This is a genomic window from Pusillimonas sp. ANT_WB101 (assembly GCF_008369125.1).
In the GTDB taxonomy this organism is placed as follows: domain Bacteria; phylum Pseudomonadota; class Gammaproteobacteria; order Burkholderiales; family Burkholderiaceae_B; genus Allopusillimonas.
On sequence record NZ_VOAY01000003.1, the window covers coordinates 198,428 to 220,952 of the forward strand.

General features: G+C 58.3%; 23 protein-coding genes. 12 read left to right on the forward strand and 11 right to left on the reverse strand.

Annotation, left to right across the window (positions count from 1 at the left end):
* Positions 1 to 86 precede the first annotated feature (86 nt).
* From FQ179_RS13660 to FQ179_RS13695, 8 genes are all read left to right on the forward strand, one after another.
* On the forward strand, positions 87 to 434 hold the full coding sequence (locus tag FQ179_RS13660) for a rhodanese-like domain-containing protein (protein WP_149398334.1): 348 nt from the start codon (positions 87 to 89) through the stop codon (positions 432 to 434).
* A 42-nt stretch (positions 435 to 476) separates the two neighbouring features.
* Positions 477 to 734 carry a glutaredoxin 3 gene (gene grxC / locus FQ179_RS13665; RefSeq protein WP_149397876.1) on the forward strand — a complete coding sequence of 86 codons (258 nt, stop codon included), beginning with the start codon at positions 477 to 479 and terminating at the stop codon, positions 732 to 734.
* Positions 735 to 782: 48 nt separating this feature from the next.
* Positions 783 to 1,301 (forward strand): protein-export chaperone SecB, encoded by a 519-nt coding sequence (gene secB, locus FQ179_RS13670; protein WP_149397877.1) that lies wholly within the window; start codon positions 783 to 785, stop codon positions 1,299 to 1,301.
* Between the two features lie 12 nt (positions 1,302 to 1,313).
* Positions 1,314 to 2,366 carry an NAD(P)H-dependent glycerol-3-phosphate dehydrogenase gene (locus FQ179_RS13675; protein ID WP_149397878.1) on the forward strand — a complete coding sequence of 351 codons (1,053 nt, stop codon included), beginning with the start codon at positions 1,314 to 1,316 and terminating at the stop codon, positions 2,364 to 2,366.
* Positions 2,367 to 2,391: 25 nt separating this feature from the next.
* A complete protein-coding gene (locus FQ179_RS13680; protein WP_149397879.1) occupies positions 2,392 to 3,393 on the forward strand; it encodes a tripartite tricarboxylate transporter substrate binding protein in 1,002 nt (333 codons plus the stop codon).
* A 253-nt stretch (positions 3,394 to 3,646) separates the two neighbouring features.
* A complete protein-coding gene (locus tag FQ179_RS13685) occupies positions 3,647 to 5,089 on the forward strand; it encodes an NAD(P)-binding domain-containing protein (RefSeq protein WP_149397880.1) in 1,443 nt (480 codons plus the stop codon).
* Between the two features lie 34 nt (positions 5,090 to 5,123).
* Positions 5,124 to 5,663, forward strand: a complete 540-nt coding sequence (locus FQ179_RS13690; protein ID WP_149397881.1) for a CMD domain-containing protein — start codon at positions 5,124 to 5,126, stop codon at positions 5,661 to 5,663.
* Complete coding sequence (locus FQ179_RS13695) at positions 5,660 to 6,259, forward strand: peroxidase-related enzyme (protein ID WP_149397882.1); 600 nt, start codon at positions 5,660 to 5,662, stop codon at positions 6,257 to 6,259. Before FQ179_RS13690 ends, FQ179_RS13695 begins: the two co-directional genes overlap by 4 nt.
* 10 nt (positions 6,260 to 6,269) lie before the next feature.
* On the opposite strand, the gene FQ179_RS13700 is transcribed toward FQ179_RS13695, so the two are convergent.
* The 3 genes from FQ179_RS13700 to FQ179_RS13710 all read right to left on the reverse strand — a co-directional run bounded on the left by FQ179_RS13700 (position 6,270) and on the right by FQ179_RS13710 (position 8,974).
* Positions 6,270 to 7,283: a tripartite tricarboxylate transporter substrate binding protein gene (locus FQ179_RS13700; protein ID WP_149397883.1), complete on the reverse strand. Its 1,014-nt coding sequence runs from the start codon at positions 7,281 to 7,283 to the stop codon at positions 6,270 to 6,272.
* 360 nt (positions 7,284 to 7,643) lie between these two features.
* Complete coding sequence (locus FQ179_RS13705) at positions 7,644 to 8,114, reverse strand: tRNA (cytidine(34)-2'-O)-methyltransferase (RefSeq protein ID WP_149397884.1); 471 nt, start codon at positions 8,112 to 8,114, stop codon at positions 7,644 to 7,646.
* Between the two features lie 11 nt (positions 8,115 to 8,125).
* Complete coding sequence (locus FQ179_RS13710) at positions 8,126 to 8,974, reverse strand: ComF family protein (protein WP_149397885.1); 849 nt, start codon at positions 8,972 to 8,974, stop codon at positions 8,126 to 8,128.
* A 79-nt stretch (positions 8,975 to 9,053) separates the two neighbouring features.
* Between FQ179_RS13710 and FQ179_RS13715 the strand changes: the two genes are divergently transcribed.
* Entirely contained in the window at positions 9,054 to 9,998 is a 945-nt protein-coding gene (locus FQ179_RS13715) for a methyltransferase domain-containing protein (protein WP_149397886.1), read from the forward strand.
* 164 nt (positions 9,999 to 10,162) lie between these two features.
* Here FQ179_RS13715 and FQ179_RS13720 read toward each other — a convergent pair whose 3' ends face one another.
* The 6 genes from FQ179_RS13720 to def form a co-directional block, all read right to left on the reverse strand.
* On the reverse strand, positions 10,163 to 10,858 hold the full coding sequence (locus FQ179_RS13720; protein WP_149397887.1) for a response regulator: 696 nt from the start codon (positions 10,856 to 10,858) through the stop codon (positions 10,163 to 10,165).
* An 11-nt stretch (positions 10,859 to 10,869) separates the two neighbouring features.
* The gene (locus tag FQ179_RS13725) at positions 10,870 to 13,209 is read right to left on the reverse strand and encodes an ATP-binding protein (protein ID WP_149398335.1); all 2,340 of its coding nucleotides are present in this window, start codon (positions 13,207 to 13,209) and stop codon (positions 10,870 to 10,872) included.
* Positions 13,209 to 13,805: a DUF4390 domain-containing protein gene (locus tag FQ179_RS13730; protein ID WP_188074614.1), complete on the reverse strand. Its 597-nt coding sequence runs from the start codon at positions 13,803 to 13,805 to the stop codon at positions 13,209 to 13,211. The genes FQ179_RS13725 and FQ179_RS13730 overlap by 1 nt, the downstream gene beginning before the upstream one ends.
* A gap of 47 nt (positions 13,806 to 13,852) precedes the next feature.
* Positions 13,853 to 15,211 carry a 16S rRNA (cytosine(967)-C(5))-methyltransferase RsmB gene (rsmB, locus tag FQ179_RS13735; protein WP_255474992.1) on the reverse strand — a complete coding sequence of 453 codons (1,359 nt, stop codon included), beginning with the start codon at positions 15,209 to 15,211 and terminating at the stop codon, positions 13,853 to 13,855.
* A gap of 86 nt (positions 15,212 to 15,297) precedes the next feature.
* Entirely contained in the window at positions 15,298 to 16,389 is a 1,092-nt protein-coding gene (gene fmt / locus FQ179_RS13740) for a methionyl-tRNA formyltransferase (RefSeq protein ID WP_149397889.1), read from the reverse strand.
* Between the two features lie 100 nt (positions 16,390 to 16,489).
* Positions 16,490 to 17,002: a peptide deformylase gene (gene def, locus FQ179_RS13745; RefSeq protein ID WP_149397890.1), complete on the reverse strand. Its 513-nt coding sequence runs from the start codon at positions 17,000 to 17,002 to the stop codon at positions 16,490 to 16,492.
* A 149-nt stretch (positions 17,003 to 17,151) separates the two neighbouring features.
* Here def and dprA point away from each other — a divergent pair, with 149 nt between their 5' ends.
* The 3 genes from dprA to FQ179_RS13760 all read left to right on the forward strand — a co-directional run bounded on the left by dprA (position 17,152) and on the right by FQ179_RS13760 (position 20,082).
* Complete coding sequence (gene dprA, locus FQ179_RS13750) at positions 17,152 to 18,339, forward strand: DNA-processing protein DprA (protein WP_149398337.1); 1,188 nt, start codon at positions 17,152 to 17,154, stop codon at positions 18,337 to 18,339.
* A gap of 351 nt (positions 18,340 to 18,690) precedes the next feature.
* On the forward strand, positions 18,691 to 19,599 hold the full coding sequence (locus tag FQ179_RS13755; RefSeq protein WP_149397891.1) for a hydroxymethylglutaryl-CoA lyase: 909 nt from the start codon (positions 18,691 to 18,693) through the stop codon (positions 19,597 to 19,599).
* Positions 19,600 to 19,605: 6 nt separating this feature from the next.
* Positions 19,606 to 20,082: a hypothetical protein gene (locus FQ179_RS13760; RefSeq protein ID WP_149397892.1), complete on the forward strand. Its 477-nt coding sequence runs from the start codon at positions 19,606 to 19,608 to the stop codon at positions 20,080 to 20,082.
* A gap of 32 nt (positions 20,083 to 20,114) precedes the next feature.
* On the opposite strand, the gene FQ179_RS13765 is transcribed toward FQ179_RS13760, so the two are convergent.
* On the reverse strand, positions 20,115 to 21,131 hold the full coding sequence (locus FQ179_RS13765) for an amino acid ABC transporter substrate-binding protein (RefSeq protein ID WP_149398338.1): 1,017 nt from the start codon (positions 21,129 to 21,131) through the stop codon (positions 20,115 to 20,117).
* A gap of 107 nt (positions 21,132 to 21,238) precedes the next feature.
* Complete coding sequence (locus FQ179_RS13770) at positions 21,239 to 22,513, reverse strand: phenylacetate--CoA ligase family protein (protein ID WP_149397893.1); 1,275 nt, start codon at positions 22,511 to 22,513, stop codon at positions 21,239 to 21,241.
* Between the last annotated feature and the right edge of the window lie 12 nt (positions 22,514 to 22,525).

Consider the following 22,525-nt stretch of genomic DNA (forward strand, 5'->3'; position numbering starts at 1 on the left):
CAGGGGCATATTTGGGAACAATCGTGGACTTTTTTCTTGAACAAACCAACCTCCTTTTGGTATTTGTTGCGGTCGCAGCTGGCATCATGCTGCTTCTTCCAACCATCCTCAAGGGCAACGCCAAATCCGTAGGCGTACAACAAGCCGTACAGCTCACCAACCAAAGTCAGGGCATCTTTATCGACGTCCGCCCTCAAGAGGCCTTTAAAGCTGGCAGCATACCTCAGGCGCGTAATGTGCCCGCGGCCGACATTCAGGCTAAACTGGCTTCACTGCCCAAAGACAAGCCTATTATCATTGTTTGCGAACAGGGGCGCGACTCCACGAACGTGGCGGGCTCTCTGCGCAAGCAGGGCTATGATCAGGCAGTCAGCCTCGAAGGTGGCCTGCGCGCCTGGATGTCGGCAGGCATGCCGGTATCAAAAAAGCACTGACACATACAAACCTCACTACCCATTGCGCCCACAAGGAAGTAAATGGCCAACGTAACTATGTATAGCACCGCCGTCTGCCCATACTGCATACGCGCAGAAATGCTGCTCAAGCAGCGGGGCGTGACCGAAATTCAGAAAATCCGCATCGATATCGACCCCACGCAGCGCGATGCCATGATGCAACGCACGGGGCGTCGCACTGTGCCCCAGCTTTTTATTGGTGACACGCATGTGGGCGGCTATGATGACCTCGCTGCGCTTGACCGCGCCGGCAAGCTCGAGGCTCTGCTTGCCGGATAACGCCGCGCGCATTCTCACTAATTTATTAACATTTAAAACGGAAACACCATGGCCGAACAGCAACCCAACAGCCAGGATCAAGAAAACAACGCCCCCAGCTTCAGCCTGCAGCGTACTTACGTAAAAGACCTGTCCATAGAAATGCCCAACGCGCCACAGATCTTCCTTGAGCAGGAAGCGCCGGCCGTCGAGGTTTCTATTAATGTGTCCGGTCAGCGCCTGGCCGAAACCGTCTACGAAGCAGCGGTTACCGCCACCGTCACCACACGCATTCAAGACAAGGTGCTGTATCTTGTCGAGGCAACGCAGGCAGGCATCTTCGAAGCCGCCAACATTCCTGCAGACCAGCTCGACCCGCTCATCGGCATTGTGTGCCCCACCATGCTCTACCCTTACCTGCGTGCCACGATCGCTGACGCCATTAACCGCACTTCGTTGCCTGCCCTGCACCTCACCGAAGTCAACTTCCAGGCGCTGTACGAGCAACGCCTGGCAGAGGCCGGCCAAGCGCAAGAAGAAGAAAAAGACTCCGGGCTTTACGTGCCTCCTGGCGCTACACGTCAATAAAGGCAGCAAGGTATGAGCACCCAGGTATCGCGACCGCGCGTGGCGGTTCTTGGGGCAGGCAGCTGGGGCACCGCCCTCGCTGTCCTGGCCTGCGCCCAGGCTGACACGCTGGTGTGGGCCCGGCGCGCTCAGGTGGCTGACGCCATCAATCAGGCTCATGCCAACCCACGCTATCTTGAAGGCGTCGTCCTGCCGTCAACCTTGCAGGCCACAACTGACCTCGCACAGGCCATTGACCACGTCTGCACGCCGTCCATGCCTGCTGGCCTCATTATTCTTGGCGTTCCTGTAGTCGGCCTGGCTGACACCTGTCATGAGCTCGCTGGCCTACTCGCCTTGCGGCCTGACTGTGCGGCACATGTTGTCTGGACATGCAAAGGTTTTCAGCCAGAAAGTGGCCAACTACCGCATGAAATCGCACAAAATGCATTCGCCGCGCTGCCAGGCGTCGGCCTGGGTATTTTATCTGGTCCTTCATTCGCGCGTGAAGTAGCTCAGGGTCTGCCTGTTGCGCTCACTATTGCCACGCAAAGCGACGCCACAGCGCACGCCACCATCGCCGCATTACATGGCACCCTTGCCCGCATATACAGCAGCCACGACCTCATCGGCGTCGAAGTGGGCGGTGCCCTTAAAAACATCATGGCCATCGCCTGCGGGGTGTCTGACGGGCTGGGCCTGGGCACCAATGCTCGTGCAGCACTCATTACGCGCGGCCTGGCAGAAATTCAACGCCTAGGGCTTGCCATGGGCGGCAAGGCAGAAACGTTTTCAGGCCTTACCGGTCTGGGCGACCTGGTGCTAACGGCGACCGGGCCCCTGTCACGCAACCGGCAGGTAGGCCTGGCCATCGGCCAGGGCAAAACTCTGGAGCAGGCACTGCACGGAGGTGTTACCGCCGAAGGTGTTCGTTGTGCGCAGGCAGCACTGGCGCTAGGCCATCGCTATGGCATCGATCTGCCCATCACTGAAGCAGTCTGCCGCATTCTGTTCGAAGGCCTGGCCCCGCAACAGGCTGTCTCAGGCCTGCTCGCACGTGAAGCCAAATCTGAAATACCCCACTGATTACCCCTACACTCAAGGAACAACCATGGCTGGATCCCTTTCTTCCTTTCGTCGGCTATCCAGGCTGCTGGTGGGCGTGGCAGGTGCCAGCGCACTGATGATGTCGCTTTCGGCACATGCGGCATCGTGGCCTTCACGGCCCATTCAAATGGTCGTACCGTTTCCTCCTGGCTCTTCACCCGACGTTCTGGCGCGCGCCATCGCCGAGCCACTGTCTAAAGATCTGGGCCAGCCTGTTGTGGTTGAAAACAAGCCCGGAGCGGGCGGTAATATCGGCACCCGCTACGTCAGCCGTGCCAAGCCCGACGGCTACACTATATTGCTGACGATTAACGGGCCAATGGTGACTGCACCCGCCCTGTACAAAAAAACACTGGGCTACGACCCGCTGAAAGACCTTGCACCCATCAGCCTGATCGGCACCAGCCCCAACGTACTGGTGGTTCCCGAGGCTCTCCCAGTAAAAAATGTTAAGCAGTTCACTGCCCTGGCCAAAGAGAAGCCGGGCGCGCTCAACTATGGTACGGTGGGCCCGGGCAGCTCGTCGCATCTGGGTATGGCCATGCTTGAACACCAGGCGGGCATTCAGTTGCAGCAAATTCCTTACCAGGGTTTCCCGCAAGTGATCACCGCCATCGTGTCCGGCGATGTACAGGCCGGGTTCATGGTGCCGGGCATTGCCATGCCGCAGGTCAGCGCCGGAAAAGTCAGGGCACTTGCCGTAACCAGCCTGGAGCCCAGCGATGTGTTGCCCAACATTCCCACCATGTCGGCAGAAGGTTACCCCGGCTTTGAGTCTATATCGTGGGATGCCATGTTTGCACCTGCTGGCACGCCCGACGACATCATCACCCGGTTGAACACCTCTATTACCAAGGCGCTCGAGCGCGACGATGTGCGCCGGCAAATGGCAACGCTGTACTTCACACCCGCTGGCGGCACACCCCAAGCACTTACCAAGCTGATTATTGACGAAACAGCCCGCTGGGGCGAGGTCATAGATCGGCTGAACCTGTCGCTGGATTAAGGCCTGATCCGGCTACAAGCGCAGGCCGGCGTTTACGACCAAACCACCGCCTGAGCCAGTGCAGCGGCCAAGAACTTAATTGGCCGCTGCACTAAAACCGGCGCCTGTTGACGGACTCAAGCCTACGTCTGCCACCAGTACAAAGCCTGAGTCTGCTGCTACCCTAAGGCTTTGATCCCTCGCCGGATCAAGCCTTCACCTATTTATTCAAACCCAGTCAATAGCCTCGCGCATTGGCCTTATACATCGCATCATGACCCTCGATACGCAATCCCCGGTTGAGACCACAGGCCTGGACGCGCTGGAACAACGTCTGGCGCAAGATCTGGCATGGCTGGAGCTGCCAGCGCAGCCCTGGGTACCTCAAAAATCCGTTCATGGCCAACCCTTGCTGGACGCCGTCATTATTGGTGGCGGCATGGCTGGCCTGGCGGTTTCGGTAGCATTAACCAACATAGGCGTACGAGCGCCCATTTTTGACGGTGCACCTGAGGGCTACGAAGGCCCCTGGGCCACGACAGCCCGCATGGAAACGCTGCGCTCGCCCAAGCAGCTCACAGGGCCTGCAATGGGTTTGCCAGCCCTGACCTTTCGTGCCTGGTACGAGGCACAGTTTGGCCTGCAAGCCTGGGCAGAACTGGACAAGATCCCGCGCCTGCAATGGATGGACTACTTGCGGTGGTATCGACGCGTTATGCGCATTGATATGCACAACGAACACCAGGTGGTCAACATTACCCCGCACGCCGACTACGTGCAGCTAGACGTACAAACGCCACAAGGCAGCAGGTCTGTTTATGCACGCCGGGTCGTGCTGGCCACCGGCCGCGCCGGGCTGGGTGGGGCCAGTGTCCCCGATTTCATCCAGGGTATAGCCCGCTCACGTTGGGCGCACTCCTCGGACGACACCGATTACGCCGCACTGCGCGGCTTGCGTGTTGGCGTCGTGGGCGCTGGCGCATCGGCCATGGACAGTGCCGGCACCGCACTGGAGCACGGCGCCGGGCGTGTTGATCTGCTTATACGCCGCCCTGATCTGCCCCGCGTCAACAAAAGCAAGGGAGCCGGGCACGCTGGCTATGTACAGGGCTTTGTTGACCTGCCCGACCACTGGAAGTGGCGCCTGCGGCATTACATCAATGTTAAGCAGGTGCCACCACCACGCGCCAGTGTGTTGCGCGTATCGCGCCATGACAACGCCTATTTCCATTTTGCGTCGCCAATACTATCGGTAAAAGATAACGGCAGCACGCTAACGGTCACGACACCACACAAAAGTTTTGAGTTTGACTTTCTGGTTCTATCCACCGGCTTTCGCATCGACTGGAGCCGTCGGCCCGAGTATGCAAACATCGCTGCGCACTTACGCGTCTGGTCTGACCGCTTCGAGCCAGACGAAGGCGCAGACGATGCAGAGTTGCGCGACTCACCCGATCTTGGCACCGTGTTTGAGTTTCAGGAAAAAACCCCGGGTACCATGCCGGGTTTATCACGGGTGCATTGTTTCTGCTACCCGGCAACCCTTACTCACGGCACGGTGTCAGGCGATATCCCGGCCATCAGTGATGGCGCGCAACGACTGGCACGCGGTATGGCCAGCCTGCTGCTCAATGAAGACATCGACACACACTTTGACCTGCTGACCGCCTACGCCGACCCTGAAGTGTTCGGCGATGAATGGGTACCGGCGGGCTAACGACACCGCTTAATTTTTTTTCAGGAAGGGTTTCATGACCACGACGTCCACGCCATCCAGCCCGCCCCAGACCATTGGAGCAGACCTGATCGACACCCTGGTAGGCCTTGACCCTGCCAGTGCTCTGTATGCCACGCGGCATGCCCGGCATAAGGTCGTCAATGCCACTCAAGCCAGTCAAGTCTTGTTCTTTTCGTCGCACACCGACAGCCTGCCACGGCACGAACGCCTTTTGATTGCACTGTATGCCAGCCTGCTCTCGCGCTCACACGCCATGGCGACGTATTACAGACAGGAACTCGCTGATTCAGACGCGGCCACCGTCGTGTCCGACGCCGTTGAGGCCGACACAGTCGACTGGCTGCCGGCCTCTCGCATAAAGGCAATGCTGGTATTTACGCGAACACTTATTACCCGCCCCATCGACGGCGACAAGGCTGCTCTGACGACATTGCGCGAGGCAGGCGTTTCTACACCCGACATCGTGACGCTCGCACAACTGGTCGCCTATCTTTCCTATCAAATTCGCGTTGTTGCAGGCTTGTCAGCCATGAAAGCACTGGAGTCAGCATGACCACGATTATCAAGAAAAACGGGTTTACCAACGAAACGCTAGACTGGAAAGCATGGCTGGATGTGGTTGACCCGAATACGGCCACCGCTGAGCAGGTCAGCGTACTCGAAATGAGCCACCCCAAGGCCAAGGTTTCAGACTACTACCTGTTTCTGGTGCACCAGCCGGCCATTCTGAAACAACGGTCAGAAGCCTTCAATGCCATCATGTATGCACCTGGCGGCTTACCCAGGGCAGAACGCGAACTGGGCTCACTGGTTGTGTCGTGCATTAACGGCTGCGTTTACTGCGCATCGGTACACGCACAGCGATTCGAGCAGCTAGCCAAACGTGCCGACACCGTAGAGCAGGTTTTTGACAACCCGCGTACGGCTGGAACCAACGAGCGCGAGCAAGCCATTGTGGCGTTTTCTGTGCGAATTACCGAAGAACCCGAAAACATCGCCCCGCAAGACATCCAGGCCCTGAAAAACGTGGGCCTGGATGATGCCGAAATACTGGACCTGCTGCATGCGGATGCCATTTTTGCCTGGGCAAACCGTTTGATGCTCAATCTGGGCGAGCCAGTGTTCCCGCAAGAACAGGCTGCCGACTGAACCCAACCGTTTACTGGGGCGTGAGGCCTGCAGCCTCAACGACCCCAGCCCACTTGCTGCGGTTTTTATGCACCAAGTCGCGAAATGCGTCAGGCGACGAGACATGAACCGTATTGCCTGTACTCACAAGACGCGTGGCAACATCGGGGTTCTTCAGGGCCTGGGTGGCCGCCGCGTTGATTTTGGTTACCAACTCGGGGCTCATGCCTTTGGGACCAAAAAGCCCAAACCATATGTAGCTGTCAAAGCCATCAATGGCCTGCTCTGCAATCGTGGGCACTTCTTTGACGACATCGATGCGCTTGGCCGTCGAAACGCCTAACAAACGCACTGTGCCGGCCTTATGCTGACCCAATACCGTCTGCACCTGATTGAAAATACAGCAGGTTTCACCCTTGACCACCGACTGCAGCGCCTCAGGACCGCCCTTGTAGGGCACATGCACCATTTTCAGACCCGCCCGGGCGTTGAACTCTTCGAAGGCCAGTTGAGTACCTGTACCTATACCTGTGGATGCAAAGTAATACTTATCAGGGTTGGCCTTTACTTCGGCGATAAACTCACCAACCGTATTGACGTCGATAACCTTGGGGTTAATGGTCAGCACATTTGACACATCTACCAGGGGCGCGATGGGTGTGAAATCGTCTTCGACATCAAAGGGCAGGTCTTTGTAGATTGCCGGGTTAATACCGTGCGTTGCAGCCGTGCCCAGCAAAAGCGTGTAACCATCGGGTGCGGCGCGTGCGACTGCGGCCGATGCCAGATTGCCACCAGCACCGGGGCGGTAATCAATGACCACTGGCACACCCAGCGCCTCCTGTAAGGGCTCTTGTATGCTGCGCGCAATAACGTCCACGCCTGAACCCGCTGAGAACCCCATCATGAGGGTAATGGGGTGGTCAGGCCAGGTGGCCGCAAAGCTGGCCGTGCTTGCACACAAGGCGGCAACTGCGGTGAGCTGTTTGGCAAGCCGGGGAAGTCGGGAGAGTGTTTTGGTAGAGCCAGAGGATGAGGTAGCCATTTTTAGGTTCTTGACACAGATCAAATTGAATGAAGATGCAACATTAACAGGCGTCAGAGAAATGGGCCACGATTTACTGAACCAATACTTATAACCAGAAGGAATAACAAAACCGTGTTATCTAGATAATCTAGCTTATTCAATGCAACCAATGGAGGGCTTGGAAGCTTGGGGGCCTAGGGTGGTGCACTATGAACGATGGCCTAAGAGCCAATGGCTACGGACTACCGACTCCCAAGAAGGCCTGGTTTCGATGATGTAACAAATAAGTGTGCGTCTGGCACGGGCCACGATGCGCCCGCAGCCTCGCGCCAAACACGGTTCAGATCCCGTGATGGCTCAGGCTTCTAGTGCAAACACCTATACGGAGCCAGCGTAATCGGCCTGACGCCAGGCTTCGAACACCGTTACGGCGACGGCATTGGATAGATTGAGGCTGCGCTGCTGCGGCACCATGGGCAGGCGCAGACGCTGCTCGGGCGCAAACAGCGCAAGCTGCTCAGCCGATAAGCCCGCCGTTTCGCGACCAAACACAAACACATCGCCCGGCCGCAGCGGTGTTTCGCCCAGGCGTTGCTCTGCTTTGGTGGTGAGTGCAAAGCAGCGCTCAGACGGCACACCCAGACTGCTGAGCGCGGCTTCGAGTGACTCATGCACCTGCAGCCTTGCCCACTCGTGGTAGTCAAGCCCCGCCCGCTTGAGCTTTTTGTCGTCAAGCTCAAAGCCCAATGGCTTGACCAGGTGCAGATAGGCCCCGGTATTGGCAGCCAGTCGTATGACGTTACCAGTATTCGGCGGGATTTCAGGTGAAACCAGAACAATATGAAACATGGGTAATCCAGTTATTCTATGCGTGCAGGAGGGCGAGGCGTGCGGGCGAGCGCCAGGCCATACACGGTTGCCGCGCCAGCGCGCTTGAGCAGAGCCGCAATCGCGTGCAGCGTGCTGCCTGTGGTGATGACATCGTCAACCACGGCAATGTCGGCGTGTGGCACGCTGACCGGGCAGCAGTATAAATGCTCCACGCCGCGCATGCGCTCACGCTTGGGTAAATAAGCCTGGCGAACGCCTTCGCGGCTACGTTGCAGCAACGAAGGCTTGCATGCAAGGCCGAGATCGCGGGCCAGATAACGCGCAACTTCGGCGGCGGGGTTAAAACCACGCCGACGGATGGCGGCACGGCTAGACGGTACCGGCACCAGTATTGTAGAGCGAGGTAGTGGTGGTGCTGCAGTGCGCACGGCATCTGCCAACAGCCCCGCCAGCATGGGTGCGTCAACAAAACAGCCACGCTTGAAGCGCTGGATCAGCAGATCACCCGGGTTGTCGTAGTCGAAAGCCGCAATAACCCGATCAAAGGCTGGGCGACGCGCCTGACAGTCGGGGCAACTTCCGTCTGGGTTCAGGGCCAGCGCGCATACGGTACAGCGCGAAGTCGATGCGTCGCGCAACGAGTAAAGTACATCTGTTTCGCACTGCTGGCACAGCCCGCCACCGCGCGACGTGCACTGACACAGGCTGCATTCGGTGGGGATGCTGGAGATAATGCGCCGCCAGGCCCGGTACAAATAGGCGTCTGCAGGCAGTACGTGGTTGCTGCCTGGCTCACCAGGCATGGCGGGAGACCGGCCGGGCATAGCCCGGTCAGCAAGGCGGCGTGCGCATTCGCGCAAGACAGTAAGATGGGCCATAATAAGCGTTTTGCCAAGGCGAGCCAGCCGTTATAAGAACACATCATGTGTCAGTGGCACCATCCCTTTGTAGTCATACATGTCACTACCCCCCTCTTTACCCATCGATCCACGCCACGTCAATCTGCAGTTTAGTCGGCGCCGGCCGCTGGATGCCGCCCAGTTTCTGTACGGAGAAATCGCACAGCGCATGCTGCAGCGGCTAAGTTATATACGTCTTACACCTACCTGCGTACTCGATGCGGGGTGTGGGGCCGGGCATGCTATTGAGCCCCTGCGCGCCCGCTATCCGGGCATGGACTACACCGGCCTTGATGCCTGCGCCCCCTTGCTTGAGGTTGCACGTGAGCGGTATGAGACCAGGCCCAGCTTCTGGCAGAAACTACGCAACAAGCCCACGCTTCCCGTGCATTTTATGCAGGCAGATCTGGCCGATACCGGGCTACCCTCAGAACATACTGATCTGGTCTGGTCAAATATGGCCTTGCACTGGCATGCCGAGCCCCATCGCGTACTGGCAGAATGGCGCCGCATTCTGCGCCCGGGTGGCCTGGCCATGTATTCGTGCCTGGGCCCAGGCTCATTAATTGAACTGCGCCAGGCGGTTACTGACGCGCATGTTGACACCACGGCAATGGAATTCGTCGACATGCACGATTTTGGCGACCTCATGCTAGTAAACGGCTTTGCCGACCCCGTCATGGATCAAGAAATTATCACCCTGACGTACCGCACACCCGAAAAACTGCTAGAAGACATTAAAGCTTTGGGTGGCAACGCCAGCGCCAACCGCCGCAGGGGGCTGGCAGGGCGAAAATGGAAACAACGCCTGCTTGACGCACTAAATGCGCGGCGCAATCTGGACGGCACCATACACCTTACCCTTGAGGTCGCATATGGCCATGCTTGGCGTACCGATGCCAAATTTACGCCATTTGGCGGGGCAGACGGTTCAGCAGGGTCGAAAGGCCGAAAAGGCCCGGATGGCCCAACAGTGCGGCCACGCGACGCCGACAGCAACTAGGAAAACGGGCCGGCCGACGCGCCAACCCACCATTTTGCTGCTATTTTTCGCCCACCCACGAACCGCCGCGGCAGAACACAGACACCATAATGGTGCCTGTTGTTGCAGCCCCCGACGACAGCGCGGCGAGCGGCACACGCGCTTATGTACAGGCCATTATCGCGCTATTGATTGGTATTGCGCTTGCGCGAAGAGTCAATGCCAAGCTGCTTTAGCTTGCGATAAAGGTGTGTACGCTCAAGCCCGGTTTTTTCGGACACCCTGGTCATGCTGTGGTTTTCACGCCCCAAGTGGTATTCGAAATAAATGCGCTCGAATTCATCGCGCGCCTCGCGCAGCGGCTGGTCAAGCGGAATGCTGCCCAGCTTGGAGTTATCGACCTCAGCCACCGGTTCTGTATGACCAGCACTGATGGGCGTGGTGGTTAGCGGCTGGTTAACGCCGGTGCTACGCTGGTCAGGAATGGAAACCGTGCTCGCTGCCATGGGCGACACTACCGGGCGCGCCAGCGCACTGGAGATGGTTTTAAGCAGCTTTTGCAAGGTAATGGGCTTTTCGAGGAAGTCTACAGCGCCAATGCGCGTAGCCTCGACCGCAGTGTCAACCGTGGCATGCCCACTCATCATGACAACCGGCATGTCGAGCAAGCCTTGAGAGTTCCATTCTTTAAGCAAGCTGACCCCGTCTGTGTCGGGCATCCAGATGTCCAACAGCACAAGATCAGGACGCGATCGCAAGCGTGCTGCACGTGCCTGCGCGGCGTTCTCGGCCAGCTCTACGGTATGACCTTCGTCGTACAGAATTTCTGACAACAGCTCACGAATACCGATTTCATCATCAACAACCAGAATTCTGGCCATATGGCATCACCCTATCTATTTTTCGCATTATCGTACCCCTGCGTTTGTTCGTCCAGCGAAGAGCCTGTATCGGCAAGCCGTGTAAAGAGAATAGAGACTCGCGCCCCCCCTTCACGACGGTTTGAAATGTCGATACGCCCTCCGTGCTCCTCGACAATTTTTTTAACTATAGCAAGACCAAGGCCTGTTCCGCTTGCTTTGGTGGTTACGTAGGGCTCGAATACCCTCGTCAACACTTGCGGCGCGAACCCGGAGCCGTTGTCGGCAACGGTTAGCCGTACCGCCAGCAAGCTGGATTCATCCTCGCCTTTCGAGTGAGTTAGTGTCGTGCTTACATACACGTACGCCTCGTCAGCCGGTCGGTCTTGTGTCGCTGCGTCACGCGCATTGGCAAGCAGATTATGAATGATCTGACGCAATTGTGTCAGATCGCCCAATACCAACGGCAGCGCTTCGTCCAAATGAGGTTCAATGTGCACGCTCTGGCCGTGGTCGCGTGCCATGCCGCCCACGGGATCCCACCCATAAAGCGCCAGCACATCGGACACCAGTGCATTGAGGTCAACAGGCAGCATTTGCGCTGGCGGTGTGCGCGCATACTCGCGGAAGTCATCGACCATCTGCTTGAGTGACGCGACCTGATTAACGATGGTATTGGTAGATCGCACAAGCATGGCCCTGTCATCCTCACCAAGGCGGTCGGCTAGTTTCATGGCCAGACGTTCGGCCGAAAGCTGTATGGGCGTTAGCGGGTTTTTGATCTCATGTGCCAATCGTCTGGCAACCTCACCCCAGGCCACGGTGCGGTTGGCCGAAATAACCTCGCTGATGTCATCAAACACCACCAGGTAGCCTGTGCCACGCCCGTCTACAGTAAGGTGCGTGCCCCGTGCCAGCAGTGTGACCACATGCTTTTTGCTTTCGTTGTCGGTAGCGACATCGCGCTCAAGTTCAAATTGTTGCTGCCAAAAATGACGTTCTGAGCCTACGGCGGCATGGGCGGCAAACGCCCGACGTATAAGTTGCGATAAATCGAAGGCACCGTCAACAGTCTCAAGCGGACGCCCTTTCACCGAGCGCAAATCGACATGAAGAATATCTTGTGCTCCCTGGTTGAACAGGGTTACGCGGAAGGTTTCGTCGAACACCAGCACACCTGACGACATGTGGCTCAGGACTGATTCGAGATAAACGTTGGAGCGCTCGATTTGCTGCCGGTTGTTTTCGACCATTTGACGGGCTTCGTCGAGCTGTCGCGTCATCGCATTGAATGAACGCGTAAGCTGCCCCACCTCGTCTTTTTCGGGCGGCTCTGGCAGTGGCCTGTAGTCGCCCACGCCCACAGCCTGTGTGCCCGCTGCCAGTGTCAGCAAGGGGCGGACCAATCGGCGTGACACCGACAGGGCAACCACCATGGCCGCGAACACGGCAAGAATGAGGCCCAACGTTAGCGTAATACCGTACAGTTTGCGCAGCCCAAGCCGGGACAGCGCCAGTTCTTGATAATCGCGAAAACCTTGCTGTACCTGGTTGGCATTACGGGCGATCTGCTCGGGCACAGCCTCTATAACCTGCAGCCAGCGCGTGTCTGTCGACACCCCCAAATTGGCAACAAGCCGATCAGGCGTATCTATGGGCACGACAACACGAAGGTGCAGGCCTGTAGAAGCCGGCCCGTCGGAGTCTGCAGGTTCAGGGTTTTCGTCAGCCTCGGCAGCCGCATAACTGCCTGAAACGCGCAACTGGTTCAGTACACTGGAGGGAGGCATGTCGGGCAGCAACTGGCCATAGGCGGATGACGAAAACGCCACCAGTCGACCGTTTCCAGTAAATGCCATGGCCTCCGAAACCCCACTGCTTTCGCGCAGCTGCGTAATAACCAGTGCCATCTCGGAGTCGCTGGATTTGCCCAGACGCAGCGCCATTTCGCGGGCGCGCCCCTCGAGCTTACCCAGCTGGGCGTCAAGGGCAGCACGACCCAAATTAAGCCCCGCTTCCAGCGCTGTGTCGACGCGCACGTTAAACCACGACTCGATGGAGCGCGACATGAACTGCACCGAGAGCAGGTAAATAATTGCGCCAGGCAACACGCCGATGAGAGCAAAGTAAAGCGCAAACCGCCCGGTCAGCCGGGCACCGAACTGCCGCTTGCGAATCTGGTTGAGCAGGCGTGCGGCGAGCGCAACCACCCAAGTAACCAGCGCCACAGCCAGCACGGCATTGAGCAGGAGCAAAGTGTCGTACTGCTGCGCGTAACGCGAGGCGTTGCCGGTCGACCACACCAGCATGACCAGCAGAGCCAGCGCGCTACAGCCCGCGACAACAAGCGCAATACGCAGAGCCCAGCGCACTAGTGCTGGGGCTCGTCGACGGAGATCGAAAAGGTGAAGTTTTTCCATGGAGTGGCCAGTGACCAGGCACTACTGTTAAAGGCATCTATCTGGAACGGACGCGCCAGCATCGACGTATCCAGACGCAAGCGTATGCGGCCTTGGTATTCTTTTCCGACCTCGAGGTCAGCGGTATCGGCAACCGCCCAGCCACGGATGTGCCGCACCACCGACAGCGCGTCATCGAGCGACGATTCAGGCAGAGAGAGCTCACCCGAGCCGGCACGCCATTGCCGCGTAAGCGCGTTGTACACAATACGCCAGGTAACCTGCTCGTCGACAACCGTTTTATCAAACCACCACCAGCGTCCGGTAACGATTTTGAGATCGGCGGTGAAATAAATGGGCACGCCTCGCGCCGCCACATTGCGCAGATCGCCGGTTACGTCGAAGTCGATATCAGCATTGATATAAAGCTTGCCGTCTTCAACAACCGGCTCGACCCGCACTACATGCTCGCCCTGTTCGCCCTTTTCGCTTTGCGACGGACTATCAGCGCCTGCATAAGTCGCCACGCACAGCGTAAGCAAGACGGAAAGCAACAGTCGCAGCATCAACTAATCACCAAAAGACTAAACGGGGCCAAACCGTTATTTTTGACGAGTCAGGCCTGCTTGGCAAACAAGGCATAAAAAAAGCCGTCATGTGTAACCCCTGTGCCATCATTAAGCGGTAATAGCTGGCCAGGCGCCGACAAACGTACAGCATCGGAATGATGCTGTACGAACCAGGAGGCCTGCCGCTCGCCTTCTTCAGGAAAAATGGAACATGTGGCGTAAAGCATATGACCGCCCACCTTGACAGTGTGCCACAGAGCACTGGCAATGGTGCGCTGCAGGGCGACGGTTCGGGCGATATCGGCTTCGCGGCGCAGCCAGCGTATGTCGGGATGCCTGCGCACAACACCGGACGCGGTGCAAGGCACATCGGCCAGTACGGCATCAAACGGTGTGCCATCCCACCACGACGAAAGATCAGCGGCATCGGCGCATCGCACATCGACACGACCCTGCGCGTCCAGGCCCAGCCGCGTGAGCGTAAGCGACACCTTTTCAAGACGCTGAGCGTCGGCGTCGAGCGCCGTCATGATAACGTCGGCGCGCTCAAGCATATGGGCCGTTTTTCCGCCTGGCGCGGCGCAGGCATCAAGCACACGCATGCCCGACTGCAGCGGCAACAACCTGGCCGCCTGTTGCGCCGCCAGATCTTGTACAGACCACCACCCCTCTTCAAAGCCGGGTATGTCGTGCACCGGCTTGGGTTGCGTCAGCACCAGTGCATCATGGCCAGCATCAGCCACCCCTATGCCGGCCGCCGTGAGCGCACGCATGACGTCGCCCACCTGAGCACGGCGACGATTAACGCGCAAAACCATGGGCCCCGGAATATTCGCGGCCAATAACAAAGACTGCCATTGCGCTGGATAAGCACGGCGCAAACGCTTCACCCACCAGTGTGGGTGGTTGTACACGGCTTCGGGCTGATTTTGAATACGCTCAAGCAAGCCAGGCCGTTCACGCAAAAAAGTGCGCAACACCCCATTTAACAAGGCCTTGTAGGGCTTGAGCTGCCGTTGCCCGTCTGCCGCGGTAACCGCCTGATCAACCACCGTATGAGGCGCATAAATCGGCGTATAACGCCGTTCGGGCGCATCAGCAGCGGCCTCGTGCTGAAAGTGGACGGCGGCATCAAGCAGCGCCAGCGCCGTAAGCAGCAAGGCGTCAAACAAGGGGTTGGGTGGTGTGCGCTTGACCAGTTCAGACCGAAAAGCCCTTGCTCGCCCTAATTGCCGCATGACATGAAAAGACACGGCTTGCGCGGGCGCGCGCAGCGTGGCGGGTGTGTCAGCCAGGCTGTCCGACAACGACCGGCCGTCCAGCACCGCATGCACATTGCGGGCGCTGGCCAGGATGATGTCGGAGAGCGCGGCACTGCGAGATGAACCGGGAGAGGGGTCAGACACGGGAAACCTGAAAAAAGTAAGTGGGTCCTGCACTTTATCATTTGCAGGCACTGCAGGGCACGCGCCAAGCAACGCGTAAACCATCTTCAAGGCCGATGTTGCCAGCCCTGCACGAATACTCGGGCGGGCTGACGCTTACCACCGGCCTTCTGAAGCTCCAGCAGGCGCAACAGGCCATCAGCCGTGACGATGTCTATGCCATCAGGCCCGGCCTGCGCCACACTGCCCGGGGTCGCGTTTTTATTTGTGGCGGCCCCGGAGCAAGAGGCTGCCTCAGCAGCGGCGGCTGCTGTTCCTGCTGCCCCTACCACTCCTGCTGCCACGTCAGCAACGGGGTCTGCAGATGTGGTGGCTGATGAGGACGCACCGTGAACCAGGGGAGCATCGCATGACGCGTCTAGCGCCACAGCATTCCAAACTTTGACGGGCTCGGGGATGCCCGGCAGATGCAGCGTTGCGCCGGGCACAGGATTAAATGCCCGGACTCGCCGTGCCAATTCATGTGCGGGCTGCGAGACGTCTAGCGGCGACTCAAGCTTGCTCAGCTTGTCGGCGTACGTCACCCCCTGCTGAGGTTGTGGGACGGCCACCAATTTGCCGTGCGCCAGTGCCTGAACCGCTTCAACAATGGCCCGCGCGCCTTCGGCCGCCAGTTCATCGTGCAGTAGGGCCGCTGTGTGTTGGTCAGAGATGGGGATTTCACGCCGCAAAAGCATGTCTCCGGTGTCCAGGCCCTGATCCATTTGCATAATGGTGATGCCTGTATGCGTATCGCCCGCCTCAATAGCGCGCTGAATAGGTGCAGCCCCGCGCCAGCGCGGCAACAGGCTGGCATGAATATTGAAGCAGCCGTATGTTGGCAGCGTGAGCACCCACGACGGCAAAATAAGGCCATATGCAGCCACTACCATGAGGTCGGGGCGCGCTTCGTGCAGTGCCTGCTGTGCCAACATTGCATCGTCAGGATACTTGCCATCAAGCCGCAAACTGCGAGGCTGGCAGACAGGAATGGCTGCAGCTGTTGCCGCCTGCTTAACGGCGCTGGGCGTAAGCTTGAGGCCACGACCAGAAGGACGATCGGGTTGCGTTAATACCAGCGGTACCTCGTGGCCCGCGTCGAGCAGGGCACTGAGCGCTATCCGTGCGAATTCAGGTGTGCCTGCAAATACGATACGCATAATATAAAAACCGGTTCATGGTGATGAACCAGTCATATTACCAAGCATGGACACAGGTGTGGGCCGAAACGGCTTGCAGCCATGGCGCCACACGCCAGCGTCAGGCCTTTAAGGCCTCGCGCTCTTGCTTGCGCAGACGCGTCTTGATGCGGTTTTGTTTGAGTACGGAAAGATACTCAACAAACACTTTGCCCAAAAGATGATCGAGCTCATGCTGCACACATACGGCCAGCAGGCCGTCAGCCTCGAACTCGAAGGGCTCGCCTTTTTCGTTAAGTGCCTTGACGCGAACGCTGGCCGCACGCTCAACCTCGTCGTATATACCGGGCACCGACAGACAACCCTCTTCGTAAACCTGAACGTCGTCGCTTTTCCAGGTAATTTCAGGGTTGATGAGAACACGCAGGTCGTCGCCATTTTCAGACACATCAATGACTACCACGCGCTCGTGCACATCAACCTGGGTTGCGGCCAGGCCGACGCCAGGCGCATCGTACATGGTTTCAGCCATGTCACGCACCAGTTGGCGAATGCGGTCGTCAACCACCTCAACCGGGCGGGCAACCTTGTGCAGGCGCGCATCAGGGTAGCGAAGAACAGGAAGAATAGCCATTTAAAAGTCTCGATAATGCAGGTAATTTACGCTTATATGATAAATCAAACTTCAACTTTTGACTGGACAGTACGCAAGAAGTTCATAGTCAGCATGCTCGCTGGCGCTTGTATGTGTCACACTTAGACATACTCACACCTCAAAAAGCCATGCCTGTTCATTTGCCCATCGAAGAGCTTCGCGCCTGGATACGTCTTTCGCTTGAGCCGGGGCTTGGCCCCGTCCAAGCCAGGCAGCTACTGGCCACGGCCGGCTTGCCGCATGACGTGTATGCCCAATCGGCAGCGGCGCTATCCAAAGCCGTACCTGAGGCCATGGCCCGGCAGCTGGCAAGCAGCCCTGACGCACGTACGCTGGCCACCATAGACGCCACGCTGGCCTGGCTAGCCAAGCCGCGCCACCATATGCTGACGCTGGCCGACGCCAGTTACCCAACCAGTTTGCTCGACACCCATGACCCGCCCTTGCTGCTATATGTTAACGGCGACCCTGCCCTGCTTTCACGCCCGGCCATTGCCATTGTAGGCGCGCGCAGTGCCAGCCCCGCAGGCCAAGACAACGCCCGCGCTTTCGCCCAATTTCTGGCGGCTGAGGGCTGGTGCATTATCAGCGGTCTGGCAGAAGGCATCGATGCAGCCGCTCACGAGGGTGCTCTGCTGGCCGGCCGCGAAGGCGGTACCACGGTTGCGGTCTTGGGCACCGGCATAGACATTGTGTATCCGGCGCGCAATTTGCGTCTGGCTCACCAGATTGCCGAGCACGGCGCGTTGGTGTCTGAGTTTCCGTTGGGCACCCGAGCCATCAAACATCAGTTCCCACGACGCAACCGGCTGGTTGCCGGCATGGCCCGCGGCGTACTGGTGGTTGAAGCGGCCAGGCAAAGTGGTTCGCTGATTACCGCGCGTCTGGCCGGAGAACTAGGACGCGAGGTGTTTGCCATACCCGGGTCGATTCACTCTCCGCTATCGCGCGGTTGCCATGCCCTCATCCGCCAAGGCGCAAAGCTGGTCGAATCAGGCCGCGACATACAAGATGAACTCGGTCAGCCCGGTGGCAACACCCTGCCGCGCGATCCAGGCGCTGGCCACAACAAATCTGGCAGGCAGCCCCGCCAGCACGCAACCCCGGCCAGGGCAGCCACCCCTTCTGACTATGCACCGGCTTCAGTACCGGCCCAGGTTCTTGAAGCGCTGGGGCATGACCCCGTGCATGTAGATCTTCTGGCCACGCGCACAGGGCTTGCTCTGCCCGAACTGCAGGCAGCATTGCTAAAGCTTGAGCTGTCTGATGCCGTGGCACGCCTGCAAGATGGCCGCTACCAACGCAGGCAGCCCTGAAACGCCAACGTGCCTGTACCTGCCGCAGCAGCCTTTGTGGCCTATTGCCCAAGCCCCATGCTCAATGCCATCTCAGTCCACAGATCAAGCTGCCCCGACGACAACACCGCAGGCCAAATGCAATGCCTATGCCTTCGATTACATTGAAGTGATCTACAACCGTAACCGCCGGCATAGTCAAAAGGGTGGCGTCAGCCCCGAGGCCTTCAAACGGGCCGCAGCGTAAAGCCAGGAATGGCCAGCAGCGGCCTGCACACCCCCTTACGGCGGCCTGTACCTCACTTACGGGCTAAAATCAGCTCAGGCGGGCTCGAGACACCCGCAGCACCGCATTATTAAAGGAATACAACCATGTCATTGCCGGATAAAGTCAAAATTGTCGAGGTGTCGCCGCGCGATGGCCTGCAAAACGAAAAAAACTTCATCGACACCGCTATAAAAATTGAACTGGTAAACCGGCTTTCACAGGCAGGGTTCGCCAACGTCGAAGCTGTATCATTTGTTTCTCCCAAGTGGGTGCCGCAAATGGCTGACGGGGCCGAGGTCATGGCCGGTATACACCGCCGCCCTGGCACGATTTACTCAGCCCTAACGCCCAATATGCGCGGCCTGGAGGCAGCTTTGGCTGCTGGCGTGGATGAGGTGGTTATTTTTGGTGCCGCCAGCGAAGCGTTTTCGCAAAAAAACATTAACTGCAGCATTGAAGAATCCATCGCCCGGTTTGAGCCGGTAGCCCATGCTGCCAAAGAAGCCGGCCTGCGCTTGCGCGGCAGCATCAGCTGTGCGCTGGGCTGCCCCTACCAGGGCGAAACCCCGATCGCATCCACGGTTAATGTTGCCCGCCGCTTTCTGGCGCTGGGCTGCGACGAAATCGACGTGGCCGACACCATAGGGGTGGGCACGGCCCGCCGCGTGGGCGAAGTAATGCGTGCCGTTACCGAAGTGGTCGATGCCTCACGCGTCGCCGGTCATTTTCATGACACCTACGGGCAGGCATTGGCAAACATTTTGGCCGCCATGCAAGTTGGCATACAAATTTTTCACAGCTCAGTGGCTGGCCTTGGCGGATGCCCCTATGCCAAGGGTGCGACGGGCAACGTCGCCACCGAAGACGTGTTGTACATGCTGCACGGCATGGGCATAGAAACCGGCGTTGATCTTGACGCCGTCATCGACATTGGCCAATGGATTTCTGGTCATGTCGGCAAAAAGCCCGCCAGCCGCGCAGGCAACGCAATGGCAGCCAAAAAAGCGGCCTAATCACGTATGCATCCGCACCCGCCCGGCCCTCTTGCCGACGAACACGCCCAATTGCTTGAGCAGATTGGGCCTCTGCCTATCAAGGGCAAAGCCTGGCCCACGTGGATCAAGGCCCTGGCTGTCGCTATTATGGTGCTAATAGGTTTTCAGATTGTGTATACGGCCTCCGGCCCCATCGGGCGCAGCGTCAGCCCGATGGTGTCTGGCAGTATTATTTTGTGCTTTCTGGGCCTGGTCGTGCTTACCCGCTACATACTGGTTTCCGAAACCACAATTACCGAAACCGGCATAGAGCAATCGTGGCTGGGCCGTCGCGAAGTGGTCTGGGAAGACATTCAGTTTGCCAAATTTGTGCCGCTGCTGGCATCGAAGCGACTGATTTGCTTTACCCGCCGGGGCCGCCCGGTAAGTTTTCAGGCAGGCACGCGCGAATTGCAGACCGCCTTTGCCTATATTTCGCTGGTATACCGGCGTCGCCGCTAGGCCACGCCGGTAGCAAATAACGAAGCGCTGCGTTACCTGATGGGCAGGCCGTACATAAGCCCGCCGTCTGTCCATAAGGCATTCAGGCCACGCTGTATTTTAAGCGGGCTACCCAAGCCTACGGTTCGATCAAAGCTCTCGCCATAATTGCCAACCTGCTTGACGATGTTGTAAGCCCATTTTTCGTCAACGCCCATGTTTTTGCCAGCGCCTTCAGTAACCCCGAGCAGACGCATGATATTGGGGTTGGTGCTTTTAAGCTGCTCATCGACATTTTTGGAAGTAACGCCGTACTCTTCAGCGTTAATCATGGCATTGAGCGACCACTTTACGATATTGAGCCAGCGGTCATCGCCCTGACGCACAAATGGTCCCAGCGGTTCTTTTGAAATAATTTCGGGCAGCACCTGGTAGTCATCGGGGCTGGACATTTTTGAAATACGAATAGACGCTAGGCCAGAGGCATCGGTGGTAAAGACATCACATCGCCCGGCGGCGAACGCGCTCACCACTTCATTGAATTGCTCAATGACCACGGGCTGGTATTTGACATTATTGGCGCGCGCCCAGTCGGCCATGGTGTTTTCGTTGGAGGTGCCCGTCTGCATGCACACTGACGCACCGTCAAGCTCTTTGGCGCTCTTCACGCCCAGCGACTTGTTAACCAGAAAGCCCTGGCCGTCATAGAAGTTGACGCCGGCTGCGATGGCGCCCAGTGCGGTATCACGCTGCTGCGTTACCGTGGTGTTGCGCGTCAGCAGATCGATCTCGCCAGACTGCAGGGCCGTAAAGCGTTGCTGCGAATTAAGAGGTACGGCCTTGAACTTGGCAGCATCGCCCAGCACCGCAGCCGCCACCGCGCGACACATATCGATGTCTAGCCCCTGCCATTCGCCTTTTGCATCGGGCGCAGAGAAACCCGCAAAGCCGGTTGTTACCCCGCAATGCAGAACGCCGCGGCTTTTAACAACGTCGAGTGTGTCGGCCTGTGCCGCCTGAAAGCCAGCCAGCAGCGCGACAGCGCCCACGGCATACCTGAAATAGCGCATAACATTCCCCTTTTTTGAAAACACGAAAGTTTTCCTGAATGTTACTTCAATCGGCCCGGGCCGACAGTTTATAAGCTTATGCCACGGGCCGAAGACGCCGCGGGCACTTATTCGTAGCTTCTGACGTCGTCAATGACCTTGCCGTCGTTAGGCAGACTGCCTACTGCCACGGGCTCAATGTTGACGCGCAACTTGGTCAGTTCGCGCACCGATTCTGCCAGATGATCGAGGGTTTCAGGCTTGACGCCGTCAAGCTCGGCCTTGAGCACCATAACGTCATTACCCATGCTGCCACTGACCACCAGACGAGCCTTGAGTACTTCGGGATGGCGCTTAAGAACGCCTGCCACTTGCCCAGGATGCACGAACATACCCCGCACCTTGGTGGTCTGGTCTGCCCTACCCATCCAGCCCTTGATACGCAGGTTGGATCGCCCGCAGGGCGATGCACCCTGCAAAATGGCCGACAAATCGCCCGTGCCAAAGCGCACCAGAGGGTAATCAGGGTTGAGCGTTGTAACAACCACCTCGCCTACCTCACCGTCTGGCACTGGCTCACCCGTACCGGGCCGCACAATTTCCAGAATGATGTCTTCATTAACCACCAGCCCTTCCCGTGCTTCTGTTTCGTAGGCCATCATGCCCAGGTCCGCGCTGCCATAGGCCTGATAGCCCTCTATGCCATGCTCTGCGAACCAGGCACACAACGACGGTGGAAAAGCTTCGCCGGAAAACAGCGCGCGTTTTAACGACGGCAGCTCCACCTGCATTTGTGCAGCCTTTTCCATGATGATTTTCAGAAAGCTTGGCGTACCGGTATAGGCGGCAGGCGCCAGATCAGCAATTGCCTGGACCTGCAATTCAGTTTGCCCCACTCCGCCCGGAAAAACAGTACAGCCCAACGCATGGGCGGCGGTCTCCATCATCGACCCCGCAGGCGTGAAGTGATAAGAGAAGCAGTTATAAACCAGACCACCATGTTCAAAGCCCGCCGCATGCAATGCCCGCGCAAACCCCCAATAATCGGGGCGATGGCTTTCAGGCTCATAAATAGGGCCTGGCGAGGCAAACACGCGAGCGGCTTCGCCCCAGCCTATGGCCGAGAACCCGCCAAAAATCCGCCCTGCTTCGGGCAACTCGGCCGCGCCTGCGCCCTGCCTTGCCGCCAGCTGTGCCTGGAGCAACTCGCTCTTGCGGATAACCGGGATACGATGCAGATCAGACCGCTGTCGTATGGTCTCTGGGTCAACGCCCTGAAGTTGCTGCGCAATCGCTGGCGCACGTTTCTTGGCGCGCTGCAGTGCTGCAGGAAGGCGTTCAAACAGCAAACGCTCGCGCTCGTCCAAGGGAGCGGCTTCGCGCTCCTCAAAAAAATGTCCCATGCTCATTCCTGT

What these genes read in the sequence shown, in the direction of transcription:
- FQ179_RS13680 (WP_149397879.1), top strand. Translation starts at nt 2,392, where the DNA reads ATGGCTGGATCCCTTTCTTCCTTTCGTCGGCTATCCAGGCTGCTGGTG.
- FQ179_RS13765 (WP_149398338.1), bottom strand. Translation starts at nt 21,131, where the DNA reads ATGCGCTATTTCAGGTATGCCGTGGGCGCTGTCGCGCTGCTGGCTGGC.
- secB (WP_149397877.1), top strand. Translation starts at nt 783, where the DNA reads ATGGCCGAACAGCAACCCAACAGCCAGGATCAAGAAAACAACGCCCCC.
- FQ179_RS13685 (WP_149397880.1), top strand. Translation starts at nt 3,647, where the DNA reads ATGACCCTCGATACGCAATCCCCGGTTGAGACCACAGGCCTGGACGCG.
- def (WP_149397890.1), bottom strand. Translation starts at nt 17,002, where the DNA reads ATGGCTATTCTTCCTGTTCTTCGCTACCCTGATGCGCGCCTGCACAAG.
- FQ179_RS13755 (WP_149397891.1), top strand. Translation starts at nt 18,691, where the DNA reads ATGTCATTGCCGGATAAAGTCAAAATTGTCGAGGTGTCGCCGCGCGAT.
- FQ179_RS13720 (WP_149397887.1), bottom strand. Translation starts at nt 10,858, where the DNA reads ATGGCCAGAATTCTGGTTGTTGATGATGAAATCGGTATTCGTGAGCTG.
- FQ179_RS13660 (WP_149398334.1), top strand. Translation starts at nt 87, where the DNA reads ATGCTGCTTCTTCCAACCATCCTCAAGGGCAACGCCAAATCCGTAGGC.
- FQ179_RS13700 (WP_149397883.1), bottom strand. Translation starts at nt 7,283, where the DNA reads ATGGCTACCTCATCCTCTGGCTCTACCAAAACACTCTCCCGACTTCCC.
- fmt (WP_149397889.1), bottom strand. Translation starts at nt 16,389, where the DNA reads ATGCGTATCGTATTTGCAGGCACACCTGAATTCGCACGGATAGCGCTC.
- FQ179_RS13695 (WP_149397882.1), top strand. Translation starts at nt 5,660, where the DNA reads ATGACCACGATTATCAAGAAAAACGGGTTTACCAACGAAACGCTAGAC.
- FQ179_RS13760 (WP_149397892.1), top strand. Translation starts at nt 19,606, where the DNA reads ATGCATCCGCACCCGCCCGGCCCTCTTGCCGACGAACACGCCCAATTG.
- FQ179_RS13675 (WP_149397878.1), top strand. Translation starts at nt 1,314, where the DNA reads ATGAGCACCCAGGTATCGCGACCGCGCGTGGCGGTTCTTGGGGCAGGC.
- FQ179_RS13705 (WP_149397884.1), bottom strand. Translation starts at nt 8,114, where the DNA reads ATGTTTCATATTGTTCTGGTTTCACCTGAAATCCCGCCGAATACTGGT.
- FQ179_RS13710 (WP_149397885.1), bottom strand. Translation starts at nt 8,974, where the DNA reads ATGGCCCATCTTACTGTCTTGCGCGAATGCGCACGCCGCCTTGCTGAC.
- FQ179_RS13690 (WP_149397881.1), top strand. Translation starts at nt 5,124, where the DNA reads ATGACCACGACGTCCACGCCATCCAGCCCGCCCCAGACCATTGGAGCA.
- FQ179_RS13715 (WP_149397886.1), top strand. Translation starts at nt 9,054, where the DNA reads ATGTCACTACCCCCCTCTTTACCCATCGATCCACGCCACGTCAATCTG.
- dprA (WP_149398337.1), top strand. Translation starts at nt 17,152, where the DNA reads ATGCCTGTTCATTTGCCCATCGAAGAGCTTCGCGCCTGGATACGTCTT.
- FQ179_RS13770 (WP_149397893.1), bottom strand. Translation starts at nt 22,513, where the DNA reads ATGGGACATTTTTTTGAGGAGCGCGAAGCCGCTCCCTTGGACGAGCGC.
- grxC (WP_149397876.1), top strand. Translation starts at nt 477, where the DNA reads ATGGCCAACGTAACTATGTATAGCACCGCCGTCTGCCCATACTGCATA.